Below are 20973 nucleotides of genomic sequence, written 5' to 3'. Positions count from 1 at the left end.
TCTTAAAGTTTCTTGTTGTAGAATTCAACGATGTAAGACTCATCAATTTCTTGAGAAAGTTCTTCACGTTCAGGTAAGCGAGTTAAGCTACCTTCAAGTTTTTCATCATCGAAACTAACGTAGGCAGGGCGGCCGATAGAAGATTCGACGGCTTCTTTGATAATGTTAAGGTTTTGTGATTTTTCTTTAACAGAAATCACTTGCCCAACGCTTACTTGGTAAGAAGGGATATCTACACGTTTGCCATCAACTAAGATGTGACCATGATTCACTAATTGACGAGCTTGGCGACGAGTGGTTGCCAAACCTAATTGATAAACAACATTATCCAAACGTTGTTCAAGCATGATCATGAAGTTGACACCGTGTTTACCTTCTTTAAGTTTGCCGGCTTTGATAAAAGTATTAACAAATTGGCGTTCGTTCATACCGTACATGTGACGTAGTTTTTGTTTTTCCGTCATCTGCATCCCGTATTCAGATTTTTTTCCACGGCTGTTAGGTCCGTGTTGACCAGGTGCATATGGACGACGTGCTAATTCTTTACCTGTTCCAGAAAGTGAGATGCCTAAACGGCGAGAAACTTTCCAGCTTGGTCCAGTGTATCGTGACATTTAAAATTCCTCCAATATAATATGTTTGGAGTAAAATAATCAATTGAAAATTTTGTATTCGTTCAGTTTATCCTTCAATCTTCACCTTTGCAGCCGCGGTTACACAATTGAACCCACAAAAGGCGACAAACTGTTTACGAGCTTACATATTTTCTAGCTGCATTATTTTACACGCCTACAAGTATACCTCACATTTTAGCTGAAAGTCAATTATTACCCAACATTAATTTTATTGTCTGTCTTGGTTTATGCTATAATTGTTTTTGAAGGTGGGGTTTCATGAAAATTTTACGTGAATTATTGATAATTTTATTATTTACTTTCTTAGGAAAAAGTTTACAAGTAATCTTCCATTTACCGATTCCCGGGAGCGTTATAGGGATGATTTTTTTATTGGCAGCCTTAGTGTCCGGGGTAGTAAAAGAAAGACATGTGGCGTTGGTGGGAGACTATTTATTGGAAATTTTAAGTATTTTCTTTTTACCAGCAGGTGTGGGTTTGATGCTTCATTTTGATTTGGTAAAGGGCAGTTTGTTAAAACTGTTGTTGATTTTATTTGTGACATTTGTCGTTTCTTTGTTTGTGGTCGGCCGATTATCCCAATGGCTGAAGATGAAGAAAGAAGTGACCAAAGTAAATATTACGAAGGAGGACGTGGAACATGGTACAACAATTGACGAGTGATCCGATGTTTGGTTTTACTTTGACGCTCGCAGTCTTCCTCTTTTTTAGGCGGATAGAACAGACTAGAAAAATAAAATGGCTGAATCCTTTAGCTTTTTCGATCGTGACAATCATCCTTCTGCTAAATGTCTTTAATGTGTCTTATGAAGACTATTTTGTGGGAGCCAAATATGTAGATATGTTTATCGCTCCGGCAACGGTTGCGTTAGCTATACCCCTTTATCGCTCTTTGCATTTAATAAAAAAACATTCATTATCTATTATGGTGGGGATAGGGGTAGGCTCTCTATTAAATATTCTCATGGTCTTGGGATTGGCTTTTCTGTTTAAATTGGATAAAGTTCTGGCTGCGTCTCTTGTACCGAAATCTGTTACCACAGCTATTGCCATGGATTTATCGACACAAATGGGCGGCGTTGCAGCAATCACAGTGCTGGCAGTGATTATTACAGGGGTTTTTGCTCCCTTGATGGCTATTCCGTTTTTGCAGTTGTTTTCTATCACAGACCCTATTGCTCAAGGGTTAGCCTTAGGAACTACTTCCCATGCTATCGGTACAAGTACGGCGATGGAGATGGGAGAAATTCAAGGGGCGATGTCTGGCTTAGCGATTGGACTGGCAGGGATTGCCACAGTTGTCTTTGCCCCGATTTCCATGGAATTGGCAAATGTCTTTTTGTTTACTTAAAAGGAGTTGCTGAAAGTGACGCAATTAACTATCACATTGCCTATTTATCCTGACAAACAGGTAGAGATGGCAAAATACATGAAAAATAAATTTCCTTTTTGCGGTGTTCAGTCTCAAGAAAGGAAATCATTATCCAAAGCATTGATGAAAGAAAGCAGATTACTGTCTGTGGCTGAAGTGGTCAGTTTGATTACTGACTATTATGATAGGAAAGAACGTGAATATCAGTATATTGCTATTGACTTGGCGATTGCTAATGTAAGAAAAATGACGATGACAGAAGTCAAAAAACTTAGCGGACTTGTCAGTGAAAAAACATGGTGGGACAGTGTGGATGCATGGCGAAAGTTTTTCGCTCTCTGGGTGGAGCAAAACATGGACTGCTTTGATGAAGTTTTTCATTTGTTTTATCATAGTCAAGATTTTTGGATGAGACGAGTGGCTATCAATTTGCAGTTGATGTTTCGGGAAAACACCAAAACGGATTACTTGGAAAAGAGCATTCTGAAAGATTTGAAGACGGAGGAATTTTTTATCCAAAAAGCTATCGGCTGGTCTCTTCGTCAGTACAGTAAGACTAATCCCGAGTGGGTTCGGCAATTTATCTCAGCCCATGATTTGAGCAATCTGGCCGTTCGGGAAGGCAGCAAGTATTTATCATGAATCAAGTGTTTACTATGAAAGAGGGAAGCAATGACAAAAAAATTAATCGCATTTGATTTGGATGGTACATTATTAAATGATCAGCGGCAGGTCACGGAGCGTAATAAAAAGCTGATTAGACAGTTGCAGGCAGAGGGTCATTTTGTGATGATTGCTACCGGAAGAAGTTTGTCGACTAGCAGAGGGGTTATCGAAGAATCGGGCATCCATCATTATGCTTTGTGTAACGGAGGTTACGCTTTTGTTAATCATCAGCTTTCCTATGAAAAACCCTTACCGAAATCTGATTTAGTGGAGTTGATGAGTCTTTGCAATGAGTGGCAGTTGGATGCTATTTATCATTCTATTGAAGGAATTAAAAGCAATCGCAAGCTTCTTGACCCTGTCTTAAAAGCGCGGCTGAAAGCAATGTACGGTGCCGAACTTGGTCAAGGGGTAGATATTGAACAAGATACAATTTTTCAAGCTACTATTTATATAACAGTTGAGCAGCAAAAGAAATTTGAAAAAAATCTTGACAGGGTGCGGCTGACCCGCTGGGGAGATGGTGCGGATGCCATTCCGGCGTCAAGTTCAAAAGCCAAGACTATCCATGTACTAGCCCAAAAACACGGCATTAAACCAAAAAATATTATTACCTTTGGCGATGGGGAAAATGATATTGAAATGCTAAAAGAGGCAGGCACAGGCATTGCGATGGCAAATGCTTCTGCAATGGTCAAGGCGTCAGCGGATATCGTCACTAAAAGTAATGAAGAAGACGGCATATATTGTGCCTTGAAAGAATTAGAATTGATTTAAATTCTCAAGAAAACAAAACAGCTCCTCCAAGTCATGATAGCTCATGGCTGAGAGGAGTTGTTTTGCTGTGGATGTATTTTAAAAAAAATATCCTACAGCAATGTAATTTCTTTTTGCAGTGCAAAGGGGTCTTGTTCGTCAATGCGATCAAAAAACATGATCCCGTTAAGATGGTCTATTTCGTGCTGAATCACGATAGCTTCATAGCCTTTAAATTTTTTCTTTTGGCGTGTGCCATCCACCGTATAATAACTGATGGTGATTCGCAGATTTCTGACAACGACTCCTTCGACGACCCGGTCGACGGATAAACATCCTTCCCCATCTTCCAGTCCAGCTAATTGAACGGAGTGGCTAATGATTTTAGGATTGATCAGTATGTCAGAAAATAACGTTGGGGACTCAGCAGTATCTTCTTCCTCGGGATTATATTTTGGATTTGGGATTCGTACCGCTATAATTTTTTTTGACACATCTAGTTGGGGGGCAGCCAATCCGACGCCGCCACGCAAATCATATTTTTCTGCCAGTTTTGGGTTTTGGCTATTTTTTAGAAATTCCATCATATCCGCTGTTAATTGTTTGTTTTCATCTGATAGAGGAAATGTAACTTCCTCAGCAGTTTTTCGCAAGGTAGGGTGTCCTTCCCTAATAATATCTTCCATTTTAATCATATAAAAATACTCCCTTTCAATTCTTCATTTTACCATAGACTGAAAAAAAGTGAGATAATTTTGCAATAAAAAAATGTTGAGCTTCCTTTCGGCTATTTTCTTGATGGTCATGACTTCTATTTCTCCTTTCTTGGGAGCAAATCGGTGGTTTCTTCTTGCTTTTACACCTGTCATCATGTAAAGTATTACTGTACGATTTGTACCGTCCATGACTTGGTTAGACGATTCACCAACGTGTTACTCAGTTATTGGATGACTATAGAAGAAAGAGGTGGAGTCAATGGCAATGTCTAAAGAAAGAAAAAATGAAATTATTGCTGAATATGCTCGTCATGAAGGAGATACTGGTTCTCCAGAAGTTCAGATTGCAGTCTTGACGGCTGAAATCAATCATTTGAACGAACACGCGCAAGTTCACAAAAAAGATCATCATTCTTACCGTGGACTGATGAGAAAAGTTGGTCATCGTCGTAACTTGCTTGCTTATTTACGTAACAACGATGTACAACGTTACCGTGAGCTAATCCAAAAATTAGGCTTACGTCGTTAATTTTTGTCAAAACTTAAGAAAGTGGGGTTCTTTTTGAATCTCGCTTTCTTTTAGTATTAAAAACTATCAAAATTGAAAAGATGTTGTGTTCTTCTACTATACAAATGTGAATGCTTTTGCTGAAAAATCATTGACATTTGTCTAGTAGACCATCATTCTTTTCAAATACAAAGGAGCAAAAAAGAATGTCAGAAAAAAAAGTTTTTTCCACCACATGGGGAGGACGTCCGCTTTCTGTAGAAGTGGGACAATTAGCAAAACAAGCTAACGGAGCTGTTTTGATTCGTTATGGGGATACTGTTGTCTTGACTGCTGCAGTCGCTTCAAGAGAGCCAAGGGACGTGGATTTCTTTCCACTAACAGTAAACTATGAAGAAAAAATGTATGCAGTAGGAAAAGTTCCCGGTGGATTTATTAAACGTGAAGGTCGTCCAAGTGAAAATGCGACGTTGACCGCACGATTGATTGACCGTCCGATTCGCCCGATGTTTGCAGACGGTTTTCGTAATGATGTGCAGATCACTAATATTGTGATGAGTGTTGAGCAAGAATGTACTCCTGAGATGACAGCGATGTTAGGGTCATCTTTGGCACTATCTATTTCAGATATTCCATTTAATGGACCGATTGCCGGCGTAAATGTTGGACGTATTGACGGAGAGTATATTTTAAACCCGACGCCAGCCCAAGATGAACTTTCAGATATTGATTTAAGTGTCGCAGGAACTAAAGAAGCCATCAACATGGTGGAAAGTGGTGCAAAAGAAGTTTCCGAAGAAGATATGCTCGGCGCACTACTTTTTGGACATGATGCAATAAAAGAATTGATTGCCTTCCAAGAAGAAATCGTTGCCGCTGTCGGTAAAGAAAAAATGGAAATCCAATTGCTGCAAGTTTCTGAAGAGCTGCGTCATGAAATCAACGAAGCCTATCATTCACGGATGATTGCTGCGATACAAACAGAAGAAAAGCTGGAACGCGAAGTAAATATCGAGGCAGTGAAAAAGGAAATAAAAGCTGTCTATGAAGAAAAATTTGCTGATAATGTTGAGCTGGCTAAGAAAATGAAAGAAGTTTCTCAAATTGCTGAAGATTTGGAAAAAGATGAAGTTCGTCGTCTGATTACCAAAGAGAAGGTTCGTCCTGACGGCCGTCAAATTGATGAAATCCGTCCATTGGCAGCAGAAGTCGGCTTGCTTCCACGTGTGCACGGGTCAGGATTATTTACTCGGGGACAAACACAAGCGATGTCTGCTGTTACCTTAGCGCCATTAGGTGAGCATCAAATCATCGATGGCTTAGGAATAGAGGAAAGCAAACGATTTATCCATCATTATAATTTCCCACAGTTTTCTGTTGGTTCAACCGGACCTGCTCGTGGTCCCGGTCGTCGTGAAATCGGTCATGGTGCTTTGGGAGAGCGTGCCATGGCACAAGTTATTCCTAGTGAAGAAGAATTTCCTTATATGATTCGGATTGTTTCCGAAGTATTGGAATCAAATGGTTCATCTTCTCAAGCGAGTATTTGCGCGGGGATTTTAGCCTTGATGGATGCAGGTGTTCCAATTAAAGCACCTGTGGCAGGGATTGCCATGGGATTAGTGATGGAAGACGAAGACTATACTATCTTGACTGATATTCAAGGATTGGAAGATCATTTGGGAGATATGGACTTTAAAGTTGCTGGAACTGAAAATGGTATCACTGCTTTGCAAATGGATATCAAAATCGAAGGAATTACTGAACAAATTTTGACGGAGGCACTTGCACAGGCGAAAAAAGCTCGGTTGGAAATCCTTGATGTCATCACTGAGACTATTGCGGAACCTCGCAAAGAGTTGAGCCAGTACGCACCTAAGATTGAAATGATTCAAATCAAACCTGAGAAAATCAAAGATGTTATCGGTAAAGGTGGAGACACTATCAACAGTATCATTGATGAAACAGGAGTTAAGATTGATATTGACCAAGAAGGTAATGTGAGCATCGCTTCTGCAGATGCTGCAATGATTCGCAAAGCAATCGAAATCATTGAAGACTTGGTAAAAGAAGTGGAAGTCGGACAAGTTTACTTAGGAAAAGTTGTTCGTATCGAAAAATTCGGTGCATTCGTAAACTTGATTAAAGGGAAAGATGCTTTGGTACATATTTCTCAGCTTGCTCACGAACGTGTGAGAAAAGTGGAAGATGTATTGAAAATGGGAGATGAAATTTTAGTCAAAGTCACTGAAATAGATTCCCAAGGACGTGTCAATGCCTCTCGTAAAGCGATGATTCCTAAAGAAGATAAGAAAGACAGTTAAAAATAATAACCATAGAAAACCTCAAAGCTGCAGTGTGCTTTTGAGGTTTTTTCTATGTTAAGTTTGTTTTGACAAAGACTCCAGCAAAATCTATAAACATCAGTTCCAAACGTATCGATACACAGCTCTAATTCTTCAGCTTCCAATCTCCCGCCTCCAACATCCTTCACTCTATATTCGTCATGACTTGATGATTGGTTCATTATTTTACCTATTTAAATTAAAAAGATTTTGTATGCTTTGAATCTTTGAAATAATCTCCTATAAACCATTGTAATAAACCCAATAAACCTTTAGCAGTTTTGTCTTGTTCCAATGTTTCCAACATTTGGATAGCAAATAAACTTATTTGTTCTCCTTCTTCTTTTTTTCCATCTATCATTAGAGAGATTCCCAAATAAAAGCGATAAACAATTCTTTCAAAAGTTTGAGAATGATCAAGACTGTACAACTCCAGCTGAGATAGATAATAGGCAAAGTTTTTCCAGTCTCGTTGGTGCAGTATCACTGATAGTGAGTTTACCAGCAAGGAGGATACAATATTAGGGAATTTATAAAAATCCCGATATTTTTTTAGGCTTTTAAATGATTGTTTTAGTAGGATGAGCATCAGTTCATAGGGGAAAATATCTATATTGTTTATGAAGACATTAATCTCAATGAGAAACATGGAATCTTTTTTTCTTAAATAATTAGAAATGTATTCAACTGTTTTTTTATCAAAGGTGGTTTTTTCACTTCCTGTTTGCTCATTTTTTTCCCGCTCTAAGCAAATTCTAGCAAAAGCAGCTTGGAATTTTCCTGAATCGGAATTTTTTGGGGAGAGCTGTAGATAAATTTCTTCCAGTTTAGGTATGTTTCCACTATTTGCCGCTTCAGCGATTTTTTTAAAATTTTGTGTCCGTTCTACGTGTTCATAACCATTGTGGATATAAACCAGTTCTTCATAGGAAAGTTCCAGTCGTTCCAATATTTTCTCCAATTTGCTGACAGTTAAGTCATGTTCCCCTTTTTCAAATGGTATTGCATAGCTTTTCGATAAAATACCAGTATAAATCTCTTTGTGGGAGTACCCTTTGTTTAAGCGGATGTCGCGAATAGTAGGACCATAAAAAATTTTCATTTTTCTTTTGCTCACTTTCCCTTAATGTTTGTTTATTATAGCATGGGATAGTGTGTTTTTTAGAGAGTTAGTCCGAAATACTGTACCAAATGAAAATATTATGGCGCCCTCCTTTATAGTAAAGACAGTTAATGGAAGAGGGGATGAATTATGAGGTTACTGAAAGAATATCCGCTGTTTAGGAAAACAATCATAAATAATTTTATTTCTACGCTGGGAGATTCTATGTACTACATTGCGTTGATGACCTACGCGGCGCAACTGGATAGACCTGATTTTGGTATCATGCTGGTTTCTTTGTCCGAAAGCTTACCGTACTTGTTTAGTTTGATGATGGGAAGTCTTGCGGACATGAGCGGTCAGCGTACAAAGAAAATCATTTATACTGGGCTATGGAGAGGGGGTCTTTATTTCCTGGTTGGCATTTTGATAGGATTCAAACCTTCAATGATGATATTGGCAGGGATTACTTTGATAAATTTTGTATCGGATATCATCGGAAAATTTGATGCTGGTCTCTGGGCGCCTTTTCTGCCATTTTTAGTCAGCGCAGAAGATTTTGAAGAAGCGCAAGGAATGAAGGGGGCTATCAATCAAATCGTCAATATGATGTCCCAGTTTGTAGGTGCTTTTTTGCTGGGGATTTTTTCTTATCGCCTGCTAGCTTTTATTAATAGTTTCACTTTTTTCTTAACGGTGCTTATCGTGCTGACGATAGTTTCAGAGTTGCTTCAGATAGAAAAGAATCAGATGGATAGCAGCAGACAGCAGCTTGCCTTCAGAACGATTTGGGAACAAATGGTAAGTTCTGTTAAGGAGCTTTACCACAATCGCATACTGTTTACTCAATTAGTATTGTTCAGCCTGGCGAACGGACTGCTGACAGTGTTAGTCCCCCTAGTCAGTTTATTGTTCATTGAAAATACTCATTTGCTGATCAATAATTTTTCTTTTTCACTTGCGTTATTCAGCGCCCTTATGTCAGCTGGTGTCGTGGCAGGAAGTTTATTTGGTTCAAAAACATTTAAATCAATGGAGCTAAATACGCTATGTTTTTATATTTTTATGGCTATATTCTGTGTTGGCATTGGCATACTGGGAGCGAATATTTGGGTACTTTTTATTGGTGGAGTTGGGGTGGGGTTGTTTGTGGGCGGGGCTTCGCCGAAACTTTCTGCAGCGGTGGTACGCCAAATTCCAATAGATAAACTTGGTTCTGTCAATGGCGGCATCAGCACATTGCTGATGTCTGTCCCTCCAATTGCTACGACAATGTTTACCGGTTTGGCCAGTGCGAAAACGTTGAATGCGGCAGTTTATTTATTGCTGATTTGTTCAGTTGTTTTTGCACTTGCAAGTCTTTGGTTCGGGTTCAAAAGACTTCCCCAAAGAGATGCCAGAAAGTCATAAAGAGGATTTGCTTCATCGCGGCTTGCGAAAAAAAAAAAAGTGTGATACTATTTCAACAAGAAACCTGATAGATGATTGGATAAAGACACCTGAATTTGAATGCGTACTTATCAGAGAAGGGAAACGTGGCTGGAATTTCCCAAGTATTGCGCAAAGGATGACCACTTTTGAGAATTTAGCGGAAAGCTGAGTCGGTCGCACCGTTACCGCGTGTAAGAGAATCTTTGTATTCTAAAGTTAGGTGGAACCACGAGTAAATTCGTCCTGATGTTTCTGACAAATGTGTCAGGGACATTGGGCTTTTTTTATCTCTTTATTTTGTCAGGGAAGATGGAGGAATAGACATGTCAGAAATTAAAATTACATTTCCAGACGGCGCTGTCCGGGAATATGAGACAGGCGTTACTACTTTTGAGGTAGCTGAAAGTATCAGCAAGAGTCTGGCGAAAAAAGCTTTAGCAGGAAAGTTTAATGGAGAATTAATAGACTTAGTTCGTCCTTTGGAAGAAGATGGAGGACTTGAAATTGTCACCCCAGACCATGAAGATGCACTTGGGATTTTGCGTCACTCTGCGGCCCACTTGATGGCAAATGCCATTCGCCGTATTTATCCTGAGATTCATTTTGGTGTAGGTCCGGCGATTGAAAACGGATTTTACTATGATACGGATAATGGGGAGTCGCCTATTTCAGAAGAAGATTTGCCAAAAATTGAAGAAAAAATGATGGAAATCGTGAAAGAAAATAATCCCATCGTCCGCAAGGTGGTTTCCCGTGAGGAAGCGTTGGAATTGTTCAAAGATGATCCTTATAAAATCGAATTAATCAATGAGTTGCCGGAAGATGAAGTCATCACTGTTTATGATCAGGGAGATTTCGTTGATTTGTGTCGCGGAATTCATGTGCCAAGTACTGGAAGGATACAAGTCTTTAAACTTTTATCAGTCGCCGGGGCTTATTGGCGGGGTGATTCCAACAATCAAATGATGCAGCGGGTGTACGGCACAGCCTTTTTTGATAAAAAAGAATTGAAAGAATATTTGAAAATGCGTGAGGAAGCAAAAGAGCGCGACCATCGTAAACTAGGTAAAGAGCTGGATTTATTCATGGTCAGCCCTGAAGTAGGTTCCGGTCTGCCTTTCTGGTTACCAAAAGGTGCCACTATCCGTCGCGTGATTGAACGATACATTACTGACAAGGAAATCAGTTTAGGTTATCAGCATGTTTACACACCGGTATTGGCAAACGTAGATTTATACAAAACATCTGGTCACTGGGATCACTATCATGATGATATGTTCCCGCCGATGGATATGGGTGATGGGGAAATGCTGGTTCTGCGTCCGATGAACTGTCCTCACCACATGATGGTTTATAAAAATGATGTCCACAGCTACCGAGAATTGCCGATTCGTATCGCCGAGTTGGGAATGATGCACCGCTATGAAAAATCAGGTGCGTTGTCCGGGCTTCAGCGTGTGCGGGAGATGACACTGAATGATGGACATACCTTTGTTCGCCCGGATCAAATCAAAGAAGAATTTAAACGGACCATCGAATTGATGGTTGCTGTCTATAATGACTTTAATATTACCGAATACAGCTTCCGTTTGAGCTATCGTGATCCGGAAAATAAGGATAAATATTTTGATGATGACGAGATGTGGGAAACAGCTCAAAAGATGATCAAGGAAGCCGTAGATGAAATGGGCTTGGATTATAAAGAGGCTGAAGGGGAAGCGGCATTTTACGGTCCTAAACTGGATGTTCAAGTGAAAACTGCTTTAGGAATCGAAGAAACTTTATCCACAGTGCAGTTGGACTTTTTACTGCCAGAACGATTTGAATTGACGTATGTGGGAGAAGATGGGGAAAATACTCATCGCCCAGTAGTGATTCATCGAGGCATTGTTTCGACCATGGAACGTTTTGTGGCTCATTTGACGGAAGTCCACAAAGGGGCTTTCCCGACTTGGCTGGCGCCAGTTCAAGGAACGATTATTCCGGTGAATTCAACACTTCATGGAGACTTTGCATACAAGATTAAGGAAAAATTAACTGCTGAAGGATTGCGCTTTGAAGTGGACGACCGCAATGAGAAAATGGGCTATAAAATCCGGGAATCTCAAACCCATAAGATTCCTTACCAGCTAGTGGTAGGAGACCGGGAATTAGAAGAACAAACAGTCAACGTTCGACGCTACAATAGTAAAGAGACGACGACAATGTCGATTTCAGAATTTCTTGACCACGTGTTATCTGATGTCGCCTCTTATAGCCGGTCAGAATAAAAATGATAGAACTGGAGCGATCCAGTTCTTTTTTAGATAGTGATTATTAAGAATGTCATTAATTGCTTCAAATCTCTTTTTTTTTTTGAAGGCTTTATGTAAAATGGAGAAGATAAGATAGCAGAGGAAAGGAAACAAGCGTAACATGAAGAACTTATTAAAAAAAATAAATGACAGTGAATCAACTGTAAAAAAATCGCATATTCCTTTTCGTTTGAATTTTTTGTTTTTTATAGTATTTGCTTTATTTGTTGCCCTGATTATTCAATTGGCATATTTACAAATTGTCAATAAAGATTTCTTTGAGGCACGGATTCAATCTGGTCAGATCAACATCGTCGAAGGTCAGGCCCCAAGAGGAATGATTTACGATGCCAAGGGAACGGTTTTGGTAAGTAATAAAGCTAATCAGGCCATACTTTATACAAAAAGTAAAACAGCTACTTCTAGTGAGATTCTGGACGTTTCCCATAAAATTGCGGGCATTATTTCTGTCCAGCCAGATAAGTTGACGGAAAGGGACAAAAAAGATTTTTGGCTGGCTGATGAGGCTAATCTGGAAGAAGCGAAATCTCGTCTGACAGCAGAAGAAAAAGCCAAAAAAATGTCTACTTCTGAAGAATATATTGTGTATGTAAGCAAAGTGACAGATGATGAGATTAATTTTGATCCGTCAACCCTTGCTGTCGCTTCTATTTTTACCCGCATTAATGGGGCGTATGCTTTGCAACCTATTTTCATCAAAAATGAAGAGGTGACGAAGGAAGAAATAGCGGTTGTTGGAGAACATATGGCCGATATACCGGGACTGTCGACAGGCTTTGACTGGGAACGAGAATACCCTCAAGGCGATTCGCTGCGCAGTATTCTCGGCACAGTGACCTCTGCTAAACAGGGAATCCCGGAAGAATCTTTAGAGACATATTTGTCAAAGGGTTATGCGATGAATGACCGGGTGGGCCGCAGTTATTTGGAACAGCAATACGAATCAGTCTTACGGGGAACAAAATCTCGTTCCACGGTGAGTTTGAATAAAAAGAATGAAATCGAAAGTCAAGAACAAGTCTATGAAGGTGAAAAAGGGAAAAACCTGATGTTGACGATTGATTTAGATTTCCAAAAACAGGTAGAGGAAATTGTAAAAAGTAGTTATCAAGGACTGATTAGTGGTGGGAAAGCAGAACATTCTGAAGGGGCCTATGCAGTAGCGATGAATCCCCAAACAGGAGAAGTGCTGGCTATGGTTGGACTTGAGCGGGATTCCGAGACCGGCGAAATACGAGATGATGTTCTTGGAACGATTAACAAAGCCTTTGTCCCCGGTTCCTCCATTAAAGGGGCAACTGTGATGGCCGGGTACGAGAACGATATTTTACAAAATAATGACGTCTTTGTGGATGAGCCTTTATATTTTCAAGGCGGAACAATCAAATCGTCTTTGTTTAATGCTCCTGCGTACGCTCGAGCTGTTTCATTAAATCCGGTAGACGCACTGACGGTATCCTCAAACGTTTATATGATGAAAATCGTCTTGTCGATGATGGGTGTGGAGTATAGACAAAATCTTGTATTGCCTGATCGGACAGACTTATTTGAGACCATGCGGAAAACCTATCGGGATTATGGGTTAGGGACGAAAACAGGGATTGATTTGCCGGGTGAAGCTACAGGTTATTCTCCAACGACTCATTATGATGAGAACGGTCTGATTCCGGGAAGGATGGGACATTTGCTGGATCTGTCTTTTGGAAACTTTGATACTTATACACCGATGCAGATGGCGCAATACGTTTCGACAATCGCCAATGGCGGGAATCGCGTCGCACCGAGAGTCGTCAAAGGGATTTATGACAATGATAATTCTGGCGGTTTGGGAAATGTGGAAGAATTATTTGCACCAACGATTTTAAATGAAGTTGCCGAGAAAAATTATTTGGGTGTGGTACAGGATGGATTTTATAATGTCGTCAATGGGACTGACATTCGCCGAACTGGGGCAGGTTTACAGGGAGCAGCGTATACTATTTCAGCCAAAACAGGAACGGCGGAAACGGCAGTAGGCGATGTGGAATTGATCAACAGTACGATGGTAGCCTACAACACAGATGATCATCCAGAGATAGCAGTAGCCGTGATGCTGCCGCATTTGAAAGATGACAACGGTGGCTATAATGTGGCAATCACGAAAGAAATTTTCAATGCGTATTATAACTATACCCACTAATTGTTTGTAAAGGAGAACTACTTAACAAATTTCATTAAAAGGCTGGAAAAGCATAAAAAATCATGGTATGATAACTGAGTGTGAGAAAGAGCATGACTCATAGTTTAAGACAAGTTTGGAGGGAATACGATGCGTGTACACATTACTCTAGAATGTACTGAATGTAAAGAGCGTAATTATTTATCTAATAAAAATAAACGCAACAATCCTGATCGTTTAGAGGTAAAAAAATATTGCCCAAGACAACGTAAGGTAACTTTGCACAGAGAAACAAAATAATTTTTGATGAATGTTTGAAGCCTTGTTTTAAAGGCTTCTTTTTCTTTTGTAAGGAAAAAATGCAAGAGAATCAAAGAAAACTTTGATTTTACCGTTACTTAAAAAGCGTGTGCCTCATTTATGACTGAAAGAAAAGAATTTTCAGGGACAGGAACGGCCCAGTAGTTATTTGTATTTGAAAGGACATTATCATCGCTAGAAGTCATCGGGTAATTTTAATGAATTCTTTTTAGTATGTATCTCGCTAAATGAATTATATATCGTTATCTTATTGGGAACGGTGCTGTTTAGGAGTTTGATTTTTTATCAAAATATTTAATCTGACGTAGGTGATTTGGATATTTTTGAAAGCTCATAATTCGATATTAAAACACCTAGCAACTATTGTTGCTAGGTGTTTTATAGTGCTTATTAATGTTCATTAGGGTCATTTCTTGCGTCATTGTGTGTTTTATGAACTGTTCCAGCAACGTGATCAGGTCCGGCATAGATAGTATATAATTTTAGAGGTTCAGTACCTGTGTTCTCGACATTATGCCAAGTATCTGCGGGAACAAAAATCGCGTCATCTGCCTTAACAGGAGACTCAAAGGTTAGATTGTCTTCGGCAGGGCCCATCTTGCAGACGCCGTTTCCTTCTTCAATCCTTAGAAATTGGTCAATCCCGTGGTGAATTTCCAGACCGATATCGTCTCCAGGTTGAATCGTCATCAACGTCACCTGTAATTTTGAACCAGTCCAAATAGTTGTTCGGAAGTTCTCGTTTGCCAAAGTCATGCCTTCAATGTCTTCAACAACGGGTTGCTTACCGCGATCAGAAAAATCAAATGTCATTTTAAAGACACCTCCTTGTTTGATACTTTAATAGTAAGCTATATTTTGGGGAAAAGGAAGATAAAAGCCTTATATGACAACGATTATTGTTCTCAAATGACGAAATGTATCCGAAATAGATTTTAGAGATATCTAGGGGACATAAGTGTCAGAAAAGTGTCGAAAAAAATCTGGTCATTTTGAATTTGGTAATGTTAAAATTGCAAACTCACCATTTTATATCCAATAATTCCATCATCTCATGGTAGGCAGTTTCAATACGCTGCCGTTTTTCTTCCGGAACGGTATCAGCCTGTTTTCCATCTTTGAGATAATCTTCAGCGAGCAGTACTTGGTAATCATAAGCGGTGTATCCGTTAAAGGTCATCCCGCCTTTAGGTTCTCTTGACACCCAAGTCGGGTGGGCTTTGATATCACTCAGCACCGTTTTTTTATTTTTTTTCGTTAATTGTACTTCCATAATCACGCCACGCTCAGTCCAATAATTTTCCAATGTTTCAAATCGTTGATTTGACAGAAGATTCCCCATAGAATAGAGGATGAATTTTTTTTCGCCGTCTTTTTCAATAATCTCCGTTGGTTGTGCCACATGGGGATGACCGCCAAAAATAATATCTGCGCCAAAATCGACCATTTTTCGGTAAGTTTCCTGTTGTTCTTCGGAAGGCGTCAGACTATATTCCACTCCTAGTTGGGGCATCACAACAGTGATATCTGCGATTTCTTCCGCACGCTCGATTTCTTTTTGAACTTTTTCCATATTTAAATCTTTTAGGTAAGTATTATAATCAGATTCACTGATTGTTGCTTCGATTCCGTTAAATCCGTAACTATATCCCAAAAGTGCAATTTTAATGCCATTGATATTTTTCACTAAAATATCCTGATCCTTAGAAACGTTGACACCAAAGACATCTAAACCTTCTTTTTTGAACGCGTTGGCAGTATAGAGGAGCCCGTCGATACCCGTATCTAGAACATGGTTATGTGCAAGAGTGATGGCATCATAGCCAGCATTTTTAATACTCTCCACAACCACTTCAGGTGCGTTGAAAACAGGATAGCCGGCTAATTCTCGGTCGGGATTTATCGTTCCTTCAAAATCTCCCAGTGCTAAATCAGCTGAAGAAATAAGTGGAGTAATATGTGTATAATTATTTGTAAAATCAAAATTTTCTCCGTCAAAAGCGCCGCCGTAGACGACATCGTGATATAGCATATCCCCGCTAGCCATAATTGTCGCGGTTTGTTCTCCATCTTGCTCTTTGTCTTGTGCAACATCTTTTTGTTTTTTTAAAGGTACCGTGCTCCTAGTATTTTTAGCGTTTTCAGTATTTTCTTTTCCCATACCCAATGCATACCAACTTAACAAGACTAGTATAATACCTAAAAATGCCACTAAGGCGATTTTTGCACGCTCAATTTTCTTCCTTCTTGCCCTTTCCCTTTCTCTGCGTTTCATTTGATCACTCCCATTGTGTTATGATGACATAAAAATATTTTGAAAAGTTTTACGTTGTTTCTAAAACTACTGATGGTAAAAGACCGCTGCAATCACTCAAGCGGTATGTAAGCATTGAAATCACTTGATTTAGCTTACCTTCAGTTTAACGGAGTCTGACTGCTAATTCAATATTTTTGGGTATGTGCGAGATACAAATTGTAAATAACCAAAAACATTAATAATATTTATTAGAGTAGGTGTGTTATCAAGATTCTTATCATAGATAGAACTCATGACTCGAATAAATCGCTGGAGATTTTCACAGGAATGGGGAGCTGTGGTCGTGGATTTAATGAAAATTTTAAATATTTGCTTTAAAGATGCTTTTTGGAAAAAGATAGGAAGATGATAGGTTCGTACAATTTTTGATATTATTGCTAGTGAGATGTTTTAAGACAAACAAAAAAACCAGGTTAATCCCTAGTTTTTTGAACTGTTTAAAAAATTAAATAGGCCTAAAATAGTTTTATCCTCAAGTTTTAGTTCTTCACCGTCCAGTAATACTTTGGATACGGCAAAATAGTCTTGGAGATCGGGGACTTCAAGGTATTGTGCCGCAAGGAAGTCAGAGGACGTTTGGTAAGTTTTGATTGTTTCTTGTGTGTCATTTTTTGAAGAAAAATAATGGATTTCCAGCATGATTATCAGCCTTTCTTTTGTAGAATAAATTTATTATACAATTAAAAATAAAAAATCAGTATTAAAAACTCCGGATTGAAGAATAAAACAAAAAAACCACTCATTTCGAGTGGTGAAAGCTTGATAACTGGCTCAAGCTCAAGTGTGATGAGCTTTGTTGAAGTGATCATAACATAGTTGGTGATTTTGAGGGTGTTTGTAGTACTTGTGCTCATCACATAATTAAAATACGCAATTCATTTGATATTCTGCGAAAAAATGATTAAACAGTAATTTTTCTTGAAGGATTTATTTGAAAGTAGTTGTTCCTGATGAAATTATACTATCAGAGGATTAGTTTAGAGTAGTAAAGACTTATTTGGTTATTCAGATACGTTAGTTTCACTAAGGCTTGATTTTGATAGTATCTATTTTCCTTAAAAGTAGAACAACTGTATTAAACCGGTATTTTAAAAAACTGGCAATAGAGGCAACATTGGCTAATAGTGACTGGATAAAAATAATAAATATAATAATTTTAATATCCCTGGTCAATAATTTCCCAATCATTACTATTTGTCTTTGTTAATATGTACATGTAATTTTCATAAATTGCATCAGGAGTTGCAGCAGTCCGATATTTTCCAGCTTTATAAGTAGAAAACAATACTATTTTGTCTGACTCGTTGACAACCTCTTTTGGAAGTTTGTTGTGTTTCCAGAATTCTTTTTCTTTGTCGCTATCATAACTGATATCAATGAGCTTGTCTCCAAAACTAGAATTTTCATAGAAGTATGTTGTTACAGTGTCCATTGCCTGTTCTATTTGATTTTCAGTTAAATGGTTTTCCTTATTTAAAATAATTTTTTCTAGTCCTTGATGTCTGCAAGCGCTTATAAATAAAAGTATCAATATTATAGGAAAAATTTTTTTCATGGGACATTCCCCTTTTATATAAGTTATTACCGGTTATTTAAAGGTGGCATTATTATATATTATTTTTAATATGGATGCAAAAAACATTTAAAGATAACAGCAAACATTATCTTTGAGAATGGAGGATTAGGCTAACGTCAGTGAGTACAAAAGGATCTCTACTACTCAGAGAATCAATAGCTTTGATTTATTCGATATATATTTCGATTTCCTTGGGTCATCAACACTCACTCCTTTTTTGAAAGTCCGAGTATCGTCCAAATCCCAAGTAAAGAAAAAAACTTGCCAAAACACTGTTAATACAATGTTTTCAGCAAGTTTCTAAAGTGGAGGCGAGGGGAATTGAACCCCTGTCCAAACATATCGCCACCTAAGTTTCTACGTTCATAGTTATACTATTGAAGTTTCGCTCTAAAAGCTGCCGTATAACAGGCGTCTTTTAAAGCTAGTCTGATGGTCTCTTTTACTGACTGCAGACGGAAGTCAAGTAACGTAACCCACTGAGTTTGAGACCCTGACCCGAGCACATGGGTGATGCCGGAAGGATCTTCGTTAACTGTTTTTACGCAGCTAAAGCGAAATTGTTGTTATTGTTTTTTGCAGTTATATTTAACTGTAACGTTTTAATGTAGACGTAACCTACAGAACGCAACTCAAGCTCAAACTATGCCTGTCGAATCCAGAACGCCCCCTAATATCTATCCTTGACCATTGTATCACAAAAAGAGTGAAATTAAAAAATCGAAGCTTTAAGTTTATTAGATTAAATCGTAGTGTTTCAAAGCTTGAACGATGCCGCCTTCGGTATTTTTTGCTGTGATGTATGTGGCCATCTCCTTCAGAGAATCAATCCCATTTCCCATGGCGATTTTATAATCGCAGGCTTGCAGCAGTTCGATATCGTTGGGGCCATCGCCAAAACCAAACGTAGGAAGATTTTTCCCACCCAAATAGCTGAGAATTTCTTTCACAGCACTACCCTTAGATTTGTTTTTACTGACAGTGTCTATCGAATAGGGACCATTGCGGTAAAAAGTCAGCTCAGGAAAAGCTTCGTGGTAGACAGCATCATGTTTATCGCCAATCACCAAAAGCATATTATAACTGTTTTGTAAAATATCTTCTTGATTTACAGGAGGTACGGGTTGATGAATGTACTTATAACATTTTTCCGCCATCTCTGTCTGAGCCGATATTTTTATTTGTTGGTGGGTATAAAAAGCCAGTTCTTGTCCTAACTCTTGGGTTTTCTGGAAAAGTTTATGCGTTGTTTCCACAGGGATTTTATCATTGATGACTTCTTGATTTTCGACCATGGCATATTGTCCATTCATGGTGATACTGGAAGAAATAATCGTGTTTTCCAAAAAATGCTGAATTTCCGTATTTGTGCGTCCAGTAGCAATTACCGGCATGACGCCATTTTTTTTCATCTGTGAGAGGGCATTTGCAGTTTCAGGGGCTATTTGGGATTGATCGTTGAGCAAAGTGCCATCAAGGTCAAAAAAAGCTAAGGCTCTAACTGTGTCCATTAAAAAACTCCTTTTAAATTAAACTAATTTTTACCATCATATCAGATAAAGCTTTTTTACACTAGTGTCGCATAGAATAAAATTTAGTTTGTAAAAACATTTTTAGATATTACTAAAGTTTTAAATGTTTTGGAGATATTGTTATTTTTATGTTTTATTCTTACATGATTTTTTATTTTAAAAATGAGATGCTTCATTTCTAAGTAAATGCTAAAAGCTTGAAAGAAGAGAGGTGATTGATAGACAAATTTAGCGATTAACTAGGATAAAGGAGTAAAAACCACTAAATAAAAGATACTTATAACAAGATTCTCCTAGATGTATTGACTTTATATAACCAAAATAGTAATCTGAGAAATGTGTTATAAAAAGGAGGAAAAAATGAAACTTATTAAAATGCTGGGTGTTTTGGTTGTGCTTTGTTCAGTAACAGGGTGTTCTCCTGGTAAAAAAGCTGTTGATAAGAAAACTTCACCTTCATCCTTCCAAAAGATCGGCAAAAAAGAAATATCGTCAACATCAAATGAAGCTGATTGGGAGGTAGAGGCACAAGCAGCCGCTGAAAAAGTCTTGAATGCCGTCATAAAAAGGGATACTTATAGTTTCAAATCTGTTGGAAATAAAAAATACGAATACTTTGTGGAAGAAGTAATCGATAAATTTGTAGCAGAGAGGGTAACAGACTATGAGCCGGAAGAAGATTGGACACTTGTTCAAAATTCGAGAGTTAAGTTGCTGCCGGCAGATGTATTGAAAAATTTTAAATTGACACAAATATATAACATTGTCCCGGAAATAAAAGACTTTGACATTGAAAGGGTAAAAATAAAAGGGAATGAAGCAACAGTTTCTTTTAAATCTAAAGCGATTGCCAATAAAGATATTGAGAACATATTGACATTGATTCGTGAAACCGTTGGATTAGAAGAATTATTAGAGGGCAAAACTCACGACAACGAGGTACAGAAATTTAGTCAGTATATAAATTCATATTTGTATTGGCTGGCTTTTGAAAAAGACAGTCTGGCTATACCCGTAACTAAAGAGAAAGAAGAGTTTCAATTAGAGTTGACGCGTGAGGCTGATAATTTTATCATTGACGATCAACAATTTAATGATCTGATCAATAGTTTTTTTGTGAAAAAAAATATTGAAGAAACCGGCAATGATGAAGAGGATGAAATAGATATCGATGAATTAAAAGAAGTGAATGATATGGTTTAAAAATAAAAGGGGGAAGAAAA

General features: G+C 38.3%; 20 protein-coding genes and 1 other RNA gene. 11 read left to right on the top strand and 10 right to left on the bottom strand.

From position 1 onward, the window contains the following. Nucleotides 1-2 precede the first annotated feature (2 nt). The gene (gene rpsD, locus CBF29_RS01565) at nt 3-614 is read right to left on the bottom strand and encodes a 30S ribosomal protein S4 (RefSeq protein ID WP_126806599.1); all 612 of its coding nucleotides are present in this window, start codon (nt 612-614) and stop codon (nt 3-5) included. A 279-nt stretch (nt 615-893) separates the two neighbouring features. Between rpsD and CBF29_RS01560 the strand changes: the two genes are divergently transcribed. From CBF29_RS01560 to CBF29_RS01545, 4 genes are read left to right on the top strand one after another with little or no spacing between them, the layout of a single operon-like run. After that, complete coding sequence (locus tag CBF29_RS01560) at nt 894-1298, top strand: CidA/LrgA family protein (RefSeq protein WP_126806596.1); 405 nt, start codon at nt 894-896, stop codon at nt 1296-1298. After that, nucleotides 1276-1986, top strand: a complete 711-nt coding sequence (locus CBF29_RS01555) for an LrgB family protein (RefSeq protein ID WP_126806593.1) — start codon at nt 1276-1278, stop codon at nt 1984-1986. The genes CBF29_RS01560 and CBF29_RS01555 overlap by 23 nt, the downstream gene beginning before the upstream one ends. 15 nt (nt 1987-2001) lie before the next feature. After that, on the top strand, nt 2002-2649 hold the full coding sequence (locus tag CBF29_RS01550; protein ID WP_281272902.1) for a DNA alkylation repair protein: 648 nt from the start codon (nt 2002-2004) through the stop codon (nt 2647-2649). A gap of 30 nt (nt 2650-2679) precedes the next feature. Beyond that, nucleotides 2680-3450 carry an HAD family hydrolase gene (locus tag CBF29_RS01545; RefSeq protein ID WP_126806591.1) on the top strand — a complete coding sequence of 257 codons (771 nt, stop codon included), beginning with the start codon at nt 2680-2682 and terminating at the stop codon, nt 3448-3450. 92 nt (nt 3451-3542) lie between these two features. On the opposite strand, the gene def is transcribed toward CBF29_RS01545, so the two are convergent. Continuing rightward, entirely contained in the window at nt 3543-4124 is a 582-nt protein-coding gene (def, locus tag CBF29_RS01540; RefSeq protein WP_126806589.1) for a peptide deformylase, read from the bottom strand. Nucleotides 4125-4404: 280 nt separating this feature from the next. On the opposite strand from def, the gene rpsO reads away from it, so the two are divergent. Both rpsO and pnp read left to right on the top strand, forming a co-directional pair. Then, the gene (gene rpsO, locus CBF29_RS01535; RefSeq protein ID WP_126806586.1) at nt 4405-4674 is read left to right on the top strand and encodes a 30S ribosomal protein S15; all 270 of its coding nucleotides are present in this window, start codon (nt 4405-4407) and stop codon (nt 4672-4674) included. A 185-nt stretch (nt 4675-4859) separates the two neighbouring features. After that, nucleotides 4860-6977: a polyribonucleotide nucleotidyltransferase gene (gene pnp / locus CBF29_RS01530; RefSeq protein WP_126806584.1), complete on the top strand. Its 2118-nt coding sequence runs from the start codon at nt 4860-4862 to the stop codon at nt 6975-6977. On the opposite strand, the gene CBF29_RS13670 is transcribed toward pnp, so the two are convergent. After that, complete coding sequence (locus CBF29_RS13670) at nt 6974-7123, bottom strand: hypothetical protein (RefSeq protein ID WP_170169954.1); 150 nt, start codon at nt 7121-7123, stop codon at nt 6974-6976. The two genes, pnp and CBF29_RS13670, sit on opposite strands and share 4 nt — an antisense overlap. A 74-nt stretch (nt 7124-7197) precedes the next feature. Next, nucleotides 7198-8100, bottom strand: coding sequence for an Rgg/GadR/MutR family transcriptional regulator (locus tag CBF29_RS01525; RefSeq protein ID WP_126806582.1), 903 nt, complete (start codon nt 8098-8100; stop codon nt 7198-7200). Nucleotides 8101-8250: 150 nt separating this feature from the next. Here CBF29_RS01525 and CBF29_RS01520 point away from each other — a divergent pair, with 150 nt between their 5' ends. The 4 genes from CBF29_RS01520 (at nt 8251) to rpmG (ending at nt 14304) form a co-directional block, all read left to right on the top strand. Further along, the gene (locus CBF29_RS01520) at nt 8251-9510 is read left to right on the top strand and encodes an MFS transporter (RefSeq protein WP_126806580.1); all 1260 of its coding nucleotides are present in this window, start codon (nt 8251-8253) and stop codon (nt 9508-9510) included. A gap of 344 nt (nt 9511-9854) precedes the next feature. After that, nucleotides 9855-11801: a threonine--tRNA ligase gene (thrS, locus tag CBF29_RS01515; RefSeq protein WP_126806578.1), complete on the top strand. Its 1947-nt coding sequence runs from the start codon at nt 9855-9857 to the stop codon at nt 11799-11801. Between the two features lie 145 nt (nt 11802-11946). Further along, on the top strand, nt 11947-14025 hold the full coding sequence (locus tag CBF29_RS01510; protein ID WP_126806576.1) for a peptidoglycan D,D-transpeptidase FtsI family protein: 2079 nt from the start codon (nt 11947-11949) through the stop codon (nt 14023-14025). 129 nt (nt 14026-14154) lie between these two features. Beyond that, nucleotides 14155-14304, top strand: coding sequence for a 50S ribosomal protein L33 (gene rpmG / locus CBF29_RS01505; RefSeq protein WP_126806574.1), 150 nt, complete (start codon nt 14155-14157; stop codon nt 14302-14304). 411 nt (nt 14305-14715) lie between these two features. Here rpmG and CBF29_RS01500 read toward each other — a convergent pair whose 3' ends face one another. The 6 genes from CBF29_RS01500 to CBF29_RS01475 all read right to left on the bottom strand — a co-directional run bounded on the left by CBF29_RS01500 (nt 14716) and on the right by CBF29_RS01475 (nt 19729). Further along, nucleotides 14716-15138 (bottom strand): cupin domain-containing protein, encoded by a 423-nt coding sequence (locus tag CBF29_RS01500; protein WP_126806572.1) that lies wholly within the window; start codon nt 15136-15138, stop codon nt 14716-14718. Nucleotides 15139-15346: 208 nt separating this feature from the next. Next, on the bottom strand, nt 15347-16600 hold the full coding sequence (locus tag CBF29_RS01495) for a CapA family protein (RefSeq protein WP_126806570.1): 1254 nt from the start codon (nt 16598-16600) through the stop codon (nt 15347-15349). A 462-nt stretch (nt 16601-17062) separates the two neighbouring features. Then, nucleotides 17063-17281, bottom strand: coding sequence for a hypothetical protein (locus tag CBF29_RS01490; protein WP_211334234.1), 219 nt, complete (start codon nt 17279-17281; stop codon nt 17063-17065). Nucleotides 17282-17798: 517 nt separating this feature from the next. Beyond that, nucleotides 17799-18197, bottom strand: coding sequence for a hypothetical protein (locus CBF29_RS01485; RefSeq protein ID WP_126806565.1), 399 nt, complete (start codon nt 18195-18197; stop codon nt 17799-17801). 324 nt (nt 18198-18521) lie between these two features. Continuing rightward, nucleotides 18522-18889: a transfer-messenger RNA gene (ssrA, locus tag CBF29_RS01480) on the bottom strand. Nucleotides 18890-18955: 66 nt separating this feature from the next. Continuing rightward, nucleotides 18956-19729 (bottom strand): Cof-type HAD-IIB family hydrolase, encoded by a 774-nt coding sequence (locus tag CBF29_RS01475; RefSeq protein WP_126806563.1) that lies wholly within the window; start codon nt 19727-19729, stop codon nt 18956-18958. Nucleotides 19730-20110: 381 nt separating this feature from the next. On the opposite strand from CBF29_RS01475, the gene CBF29_RS01470 reads away from it, so the two are divergent. After that, entirely contained in the window at nt 20111-20953 is an 843-nt protein-coding gene (locus tag CBF29_RS01470) for a hypothetical protein (RefSeq protein ID WP_126806561.1), read from the top strand. Nucleotides 20954-20973: the final 20 nt, after the last annotated feature.

Source organism: Vagococcus elongatus (assembly GCF_003987645.1).
Taxonomy (GTDB): domain Bacteria; phylum Bacillota; class Bacilli; order Lactobacillales; family Vagococcaceae; genus Vagococcus_A; species Vagococcus_A elongatus.
This window is presented reverse-complemented; position numbering and strand designations above follow the sequence as displayed.

Excerpts from the sequence above, each read along its gene's own strand:
- rpsD (WP_126806599.1), bottom strand. The coding sequence starts at position 614 with ATGTCACGATACACTGGACCAAGCTGGAAAGTTTCTCGCCGTTTAGGC.
- CBF29_RS01560 (WP_126806596.1), top strand. The coding sequence starts at position 894 with ATGAAAATTTTACGTGAATTATTGATAATTTTATTATTTACTTTCTTA.
- CBF29_RS01555 (WP_126806593.1), top strand. The coding sequence starts at position 1,276 with ATGGTACAACAATTGACGAGTGATCCGATGTTTGGTTTTACTTTGACG.
- CBF29_RS01545 (WP_126806591.1), top strand. The coding sequence starts at position 2,680 with ATGACAAAAAAATTAATCGCATTTGATTTGGATGGTACATTATTAAAT.
- def (WP_126806589.1), bottom strand. The coding sequence starts at position 4,124 with ATGATTAAAATGGAAGATATTATTAGGGAAGGACACCCTACCTTGCGA.
- rpsO (WP_126806586.1), top strand. The coding sequence starts at position 4,405 with ATGGCAATGTCTAAAGAAAGAAAAAATGAAATTATTGCTGAATATGCT.
- pnp (WP_126806584.1), top strand. The coding sequence starts at position 4,860 with ATGTCAGAAAAAAAAGTTTTTTCCACCACATGGGGAGGACGTCCGCTT.
- CBF29_RS01525 (WP_126806582.1), bottom strand. The coding sequence starts at position 8,100 with ATGAAAATTTTTTATGGTCCTACTATTCGCGACATCCGCTTAAACAAA.
- CBF29_RS01520 (WP_126806580.1), top strand. The coding sequence starts at position 8,251 with ATGAGGTTACTGAAAGAATATCCGCTGTTTAGGAAAACAATCATAAAT.
- thrS (WP_126806578.1), top strand. The coding sequence starts at position 9,855 with ATGTCAGAAATTAAAATTACATTTCCAGACGGCGCTGTCCGGGAATAT.
- CBF29_RS01510 (WP_126806576.1), top strand. The coding sequence starts at position 11,947 with ATGAAGAACTTATTAAAAAAAATAAATGACAGTGAATCAACTGTAAAA.
- rpmG (WP_126806574.1), top strand. The coding sequence starts at position 14,155 with ATGCGTGTACACATTACTCTAGAATGTACTGAATGTAAAGAGCGTAAT.
- CBF29_RS01500 (WP_126806572.1), bottom strand. The coding sequence starts at position 15,138 with ATGACATTTGATTTTTCTGATCGCGGTAAGCAACCCGTTGTTGAAGAC.
- CBF29_RS01495 (WP_126806570.1), bottom strand. The coding sequence starts at position 16,600 with ATGAAACGCAGAGAAAGGGAAAGGGCAAGAAGGAAGAAAATTGAGCGT.
- CBF29_RS01490 (WP_211334234.1), bottom strand. The coding sequence starts at position 17,281 with ATGCTGGAAATCCATTATTTTTCTTCAAAAAATGACACACAAGAAACA.
- CBF29_RS01485 (WP_126806565.1), bottom strand. The coding sequence starts at position 18,197 with ATGAAAAAAATTTTTCCTATAATATTGATACTTTTATTTATAAGCGCT.
- CBF29_RS01475 (WP_126806563.1), bottom strand. The coding sequence starts at position 19,729 with ATGGACACAGTTAGAGCCTTAGCTTTTTTTGACCTTGATGGCACTTTG.
- CBF29_RS01470 (WP_126806561.1), top strand. The coding sequence starts at position 20,111 with ATGAAACTTATTAAAATGCTGGGTGTTTTGGTTGTGCTTTGTTCAGTA.